Source organism: Crossiella sp. CA198, assembly GCF_052078295.1.
GTDB lineage: Bacteria > Actinomycetota > Actinomycetes > Mycobacteriales > Pseudonocardiaceae > Crossiella.
Map to the genome: position 1 here is coordinate 107,789 of NZ_JBQJIM010000029.1, position 6,076 is coordinate 113,864.

The following is a 6,076-nucleotide window of genomic DNA, read 5'->3' on the forward strand; positions in this document are numbered from 1 at the left end:
CGGTGCGGGCTCAACCTCCGATCGGGGGGAACTTGCTGGCCGGGTGTGGACTTTCAGCCAAGTTCGGCGAGCCTGCGCACGGTCTCCTGGTATTCGGCGACCAGTTCGGTCATGATCTGCGCCACCGGGCGGACCTGGTTCATCCGGCCGACGATCTGTCCGACCGGCATCGCCACCACCTCGGGGTCATCGGAGGCGGCGAGCCGCTGGTGTGCCTGGCTGACCAGGAGGTTCTGCAACGGCATCGGCAGTGGTTCGGGCGCGTCCGGCGCGGACCAGGCCTCGGTCCAGCGGGTGCGCAGCAGCCGGGCGGGTTTGCCGGTGTAGATGCGGGAGCGCACGGTGTCACTGGAGCGGGCCGCCAGGAGGGCGCGCTGGGTGGCCGAGTTCGGGCCGCCGAGGGTGTACTCGGTGCTGGTGAGCCAGTAGGAACCCATCCAGACCCCTTGCGCGCCAAGGGCGATGGCCGCGGCGGCCTGGCGGCCGGAGCCGATGCCGCCCGCGGCGAGCACCGGGACCCGGGCGCCGACGGCGTCCACGATCTCGGGCAGCAGCACCATGGTGGCGATCTCTCCGGTGTGCCCGCCCGCCTCATAGCCTTGGGAGACCACGATGTCCACCCCGCCGTAGACGTGCCGGACCGCGTGCTCGGCCCGGCCGGCCAGTGCGGCGACCAGGACGTCGTGCTGGTGCGCGCGGTCGATCACGTCGATGGGCGGCGGGCCGAGCGCGTTGGCGATCAACCGGATCGGGTGCCCGAGGGCAACGTCCACATGGGACCGGGCCACCGAGTGCAGCCAGCCGAGCACGCCGCCGGGTTCGGTCTCGGCGGTCTCGGGGACGCCGAGCTGGGCGAGGGTGCGGTGCACGAACTCCCTGTGTGCCAGGGGGATCAGCGCGTCCAGGTCGACCGCGGTGCCCTCTTTCGGCGCCGCGGCGGGCATGACGATGTCCACGCCGTAGGGTTTGCCTTCGGTGTTGGCGTCCATCCAGTCCAGGGCGGCGTCCAGGTCCTCGGCCCGGTTGTAGCGCACGCAGCCGAGCACGCCGAGTCCGCCTGCCCGGCTGATCGCGGCGGCGACCTGTTCGGACGGGGTGAAACCGAGCACCGGGTACTCGATGCCCAGGGTCTCACACAGCGACGTTCGCATCCCGGTGCTCCTCGACATAGCGTTGTGCCCAGCGGTAATCCGGTTTCCCGCTGGCGGTGCGGCCGATCTCGGTGACCAGCCACAGGCTGCGCGGCACCTTGTACCCGGCGATCAGGCCGCGCACGTGCTCGTCCAGCGCGGCAAAGCTCGGGGTGGCACCGGGTCTGGGTTGCACCAGCGCGGCCACCCGGCGGCCGAGCCGGTCGTCCGGGATGCCGACGACTAGGGCGTCGAAGACGTCCGGATGGGACTTGAGCGCGCCCTCGACCTCCTCCGGATAGACCTTCTCGCCCGCGGTGTTGATGCTGGTGTTTCCCCTGCCCAGCAAGGTGACCGTGCCGTCGGCCTCGACCCTGGCGTAGTCGCCGGGGATGGCGTAGCGGCGGCCGTCGATCTCGGTGAGCATGGTCGCGGTCTTGACCGGATCCTTGTAATAGCCCAACGGCACGTGCCCCGACCGCGCCAGCCTGCCCACAGCCCCTGGGGCGACAGGCTTTCCGTCCTCACCGATCACCACGGTGTCCGCGTCCACCTTGACCCGGGGGCCGTCCTTGGGCTGCCCGTCGCGGCCGATCACGCCGATGCCGCTGAACCCGGTCTCGGAGGAGCCGATCGTGTCGGTGAGCATGATGTTGGGCAGCGCGGCGACGTACTGTTCCTTGACACTGGGCGAGAACAGCGCGGCGCTGCTGGAGACCGCGTACAGCGAGGAGGCGTCGTAGCCGCCGCGATGGTATGCCTCGATGAGCGGGCGGGCCATGGCGTCGCCGACGATGGTGAGCACGTTGACCCGGTGCCGGCCGATCGCCTGCCACACCTCGTCCGCGTCGAAGTGCGGCACCAGGACCACGGTGCCGCCGCCGAACAGACTCTGGAAGGTGGCCCACTGGGCGGCGCCGTGGATGAGCGGCGCCACCGGCAGCCGGATCAGCGCGAAATCCTTGCCGGCGCGGCATTGGTGCCATTCGTCGGGCAGGCGGGCGCCGCTGAAGAAGTCGATGCCACCGCCGAGCACCCGCCAGATGTCTTCGTGCCGCCACACCACGCCCTTGGGATGGCCGGTGGTGCCGCCGGTGTAGAGGATGTAGTGATCGTCGGGGCTGCGTTCGGCGAAGTCGCGGTCCGGGGCGCCGTCGGCGAGCGCGTCCGGGTAGGCCACGCCGGTGAACTCCTGGCCGGACTCGTCCGGGATGACCACGGTGTGCCGCAGGCCGGGGACGTGCGGCAGCACTTCGGCGACCACCTCGCTGTGCCGCTGCTCGTGGATCAGCGCGACCAGGTCGGCGTTGCCGAACAGGTACTGCAACTCGTTCTTGAGATAGCGGTAGTTGATGTTGATCGCGACCGCGCGCAGTTTGTACGCGGCGATCATCGCCTCCACCGCCTCGATGGAGTTACGCGAGTGCACCCCGATATGCGAACCGGGTACGACCCCGTTTTTTCGCAGGTGGTGGGCGAGTCTGTTCGATCGCTCCTCCAGCTCCGCGTAGCTGACCTGACGGTCGCCACAGATCACGGCGACACGCTCGGGCACGAGATCGACGGCATGTTCGACGAGATCCGCGATGTTGACGGCCACGCTTCGAAAGTAGAACGTGTTATTGTTATTCGGCAATAGCCCATGGAGAGGAGAACGGCTCCATGCCCGCTGACGCTCCGCATTGCCTGGTGGAACAACGAGACGCCGTGCTCGTGGTGACGCTCAACCGCCCGGAGGCCCGCAACGCCCTGTCCGGCCCGATGCTGTCGATCATGCGCGAGGCCTGGGACGAGGTGGACGCCAACCCGTCCATCCGCGCCTGCGTGCTGACCGGCGCGGGCGGCGCCTTCTGCGCGGGCGCGGACCTCAAGGCGATGACCCAGTCCCACCCGAGCGAACAGTTCCGCGCGGGCTTCGACCTGGCGGTGATCCCCGCGCTGCTGAAAGGCCGCCGACTCAGCAAACCGTTGCTGGCCGCCGTGGAAGGCCCGGCGATCGCGGGTGGCACCGAGATCCTGCAGGCAACCGACATCCGGGTGGCCGGGGAGAGCGCGCGGTTCGGCGTGTCCGAGGCGCGGTGGGGCCTGTTCCCGTTGGGGGGCAGCGCGGTCCGGCTACCGAGGCAGATCCCGTACACCCTGGCCGCGGACCTGTTGCTGACCGGCAGGCACCTCAGCGCGGCCGAGGCCAAGGAGATCGGCCTGATCGGCCACGTCGTCCCGGACGGCCAGGCCCTGGACAAGGCCCTGGAACTGGCTGGCCGGATCGCGGCGAACGGGCCCCTGGCCGTGCAAGCGATCCTGCGCACGATCCGGGAGACCGAGGGGTTGCCGGAGGACGAGGCGTTCCAGCTGGAGGCGAAACTGGGCGCCGCGGTCTTCGCCAGCGCGGACGCCCGCGAGGGCCCACGCGCCTTCAAGGAAAAACGCCCACCCCAGTTCCGCGGCGAGTAACCCACCCCACCAGCTCCGCCGATCCCCCGCCCCACTTGGGCCAACTGGTACGCCCGCTTGGGCAAAACCGGCGTACCAGTTGGCCCAACTCGCCGGAAGATCGGCACGCCAGGGCGAATTCGCCACCCGAGCCGTCCCACAACGGCCAACCCGGCGTACAACTTCGGCCAACACACCGTCCATTTCGGCCAACACGCGGCATGCCCTTCGGGCCCGGCGTGTTGGCCGTTCTCGTACGGTGTGTTGGCCGTTGTGGACGGTGGGTTGGCCGTAGTTGGCGGCGAGTTGGCCGAAGTTGGCGGTGAGTTGGCCGGAGTTGGTGGTGGGTTGGCTGTTGTGGGTCAGTAGACGCCTGCGCCGAGTTTGCGGTGGTCCCAGCTGGCGATGCGGCTGCGGTGGAAGGTGATCGCGACTCGTTTCACCGCCTGCCGGGCGATGTGCTCCTGCGCGGCCTCGTCCACCGGGCCGCCGCCGTAGCGGGTGAGGATCGCCGTCCCCACCCGCAGCACGGCCGCCGGATCGGTCTCCACCTGCGCGGTGCCCTCCATGGACACCCCGCGCAGCTTCTCGTAGCTGTCCCCTGCCTCCACCAGGCAGCTCAGCCGCGGGTCCCGGCGCAGGTTGAGCACCTTCTGTGAGGAGGCGTAGGTCCAGAACACGATCTCCCCGTCCAGCAGGGCGAACCACATCGGCACCACGTGCGGGTGGCCGGTCGGGCCGAGGCTGGCCACCACCAGCGTGCGGTGCTCGGCGAGGAAGTCCTCCACCTCGGCCGGGGACATGGTGATCTGGTCGCGGCGACTCATGCGGCTCCCTCTCAGATGTTGCGTGCGCTGCCCGCCCAGTACGGTTCGCGCAGCCTGCGCTTGTACAGCTTGCCGTTGGGATCCCTGGGCAGCGAGTCGAGGTAGTCGATGCTGCGCGGCAGCTTGAACCGGGCCAGCCGGGTGCCGGCGTAGGCGAGCAGCTCCTCGGTGAGCGCGGCGTCCGCGACCACCCCGTCGGCGGGCTGGACCACCGCCTTGACCTCCTCGCCCCAGTCCGGGTGTGGGATGCCGAACACCGCCACGTCCGCCACCTTCGGGTGCACCGCCAGCTCGCCCTCGATCTCGGCCGGGTAGATGTTCACCCCGCCGGAGATGATCATGTCGTTGCGCCGGTCGCACAGAAACAGGTAGCCGTCGGCGTCCAGGTAGCCGATGTCGCCCATGGTGAACAGCTCGCCGACCCGGTTGGCCTTCGTCTTCTCCGGATCCCCGTGGTACTCGAACGTGGTCACCGCCCCGGCCTGCAGATACACCAGTCCAGGCTCGCCTACCGGTCGGTCGGTACCTTCCTCGTCAAGCACCCTGACCTGCGAACCCAGCCAGGGCAGGCCGACCGAACCGGGTCTGGCCAGCCACTGGGCGGAGTCGATCACCGCGCCGCCGCCCTCGGTGGCCGCGTAGTACTCCATGATCACCGGCCCCAGCCACTCGATCATCCGGCGTTTGGTCTCCGTCGGGCAGGGCGCGGCCCCGTGCACGATCTTGCGCAGCGAGGACAGGTCGTAGCGTCGCCGGGTCTGTTCGGGCAGCGTGAGCAGGCGGTTGAACTGGGTGGGCACCACGTGGCTGTGCGTGATCCGGTGCCGTTCGATCAGCCGCAGCGACTCCTCGGCGTCCCAGCCGTCCATCAGCACCACCGGGTGCCCGTAGAGCACCGAGACGACGCCGAAACTGAGCACCGCGGCGTGGTAGAGCGGCGAACCGCACAGGTGCACGTGCCCGTCGTGCGGCTTGAGGTCGAACAGGGCGAAGAACAGCCGGTTGCGGGCCGGGATCTCGTCCACCGGCTCTCCGGTGAGCGGCCGCCGCACGCCTTTCGGCCGGCCGGTGGTGCCGGAGGTGTACAGCATCGGCGAACCTAGCACCCTACCGTCCGGTCGGTAGGGAGGTTCATTTTCACCCAGTTCGGTCAGCGGCCGGAACCCGTCGATCTTCCCGACCGCGAACCGCGCCTCCGCAGGCACCGCGGCGCCCGAGACCGCGGCCTGGGCCGCCTCGGTGAAGCGTTCGTGCGCGACGAAGGCCTTGGCCCCGCTGTCCCCGATGATGTAGTTGATCTCCGGGCCGACCAGGTGCCAGTTCACCGGCACGAAGTACAGCCCGGTCTGCAGGGCGGCGAAGAACACCGCGAGCAGGTCGGCGGAGTTGGGCAGCAGCGCGACCACGGTGTCCTCGGGCCGCAGCCCCAGCGCCTGGAAGCCCCGGCCGTAGCGGTTGGCCCGCCGGGCGAGTTCGCCGTAGCTCACCTGCGTCCCGTCCGGTTCGACCACCGCGATCCGGTCCGGGTACGCCGCCGCGATCTGCCACAGTCCGGTCGGCTCGCTGATAGGGCTACCTTCATTCATGGCCGGGACCTCCGGGGAACGCTCTGCTCGCTTGTCCTGCGAGGACTGAAATGAGACGGCGTCCCCGGAGGTTTCAGCCGGAGGCTCGCCATCTCGGAAG

At 69.6% G+C, this 6,076-nt stretch carries 5 protein-coding genes; 1 reads left to right on the forward strand and 4 read right to left on the reverse strand.

Features of this window, described 5'->3' with window-relative positions; all coding sequences use genetic code 11:
- Positions 1-53: 53 nt before the first annotated feature.
- On the reverse strand, positions 54-1,151 hold the full coding sequence (locus ACTOWY_RS37590; RefSeq protein ID WP_441314344.1) for an NAD(P)H-dependent flavin oxidoreductase: 1,098 nt from the start codon (positions 1,149-1,151) through the stop codon (positions 54-56).
- Positions 1,132-2,730 (reverse strand): acyl-CoA synthetase, encoded by a 1,599-nt coding sequence (locus tag ACTOWY_RS37595; RefSeq protein WP_441314345.1) that lies wholly within the window; start codon positions 2,728-2,730, stop codon positions 1,132-1,134. The genes ACTOWY_RS37590 and ACTOWY_RS37595 overlap by 20 nt, the downstream gene beginning before the upstream one ends.
- A gap of 62 nt (positions 2,731-2,792) precedes the next feature.
- Here ACTOWY_RS37595 and ACTOWY_RS37600 point away from each other — a divergent pair, with 62 nt between their 5' ends.
- On the forward strand, positions 2,793-3,584 hold the full coding sequence (locus tag ACTOWY_RS37600) for a crotonase/enoyl-CoA hydratase family protein (protein ID WP_441314346.1): 792 nt from the start codon (positions 2,793-2,795) through the stop codon (positions 3,582-3,584).
- A gap of 341 nt (positions 3,585-3,925) precedes the next feature.
- Here ACTOWY_RS37600 and ACTOWY_RS37605 read toward each other — a convergent pair whose 3' ends face one another.
- On the reverse strand, positions 3,926-4,390 hold the full coding sequence (locus ACTOWY_RS37605; protein ID WP_441314347.1) for a pyridoxamine 5'-phosphate oxidase family protein: 465 nt from the start codon (positions 4,388-4,390) through the stop codon (positions 3,926-3,928).
- An 11-nt stretch (positions 4,391-4,401) separates the two neighbouring features.
- Positions 4,402-5,976, reverse strand: coding sequence for an acyl-CoA synthetase (locus tag ACTOWY_RS37610; RefSeq protein WP_441314348.1), 1,575 nt, complete (start codon positions 5,974-5,976; stop codon positions 4,402-4,404).
- Between the last annotated feature and the right edge of the window lie 100 nt (positions 5,977-6,076).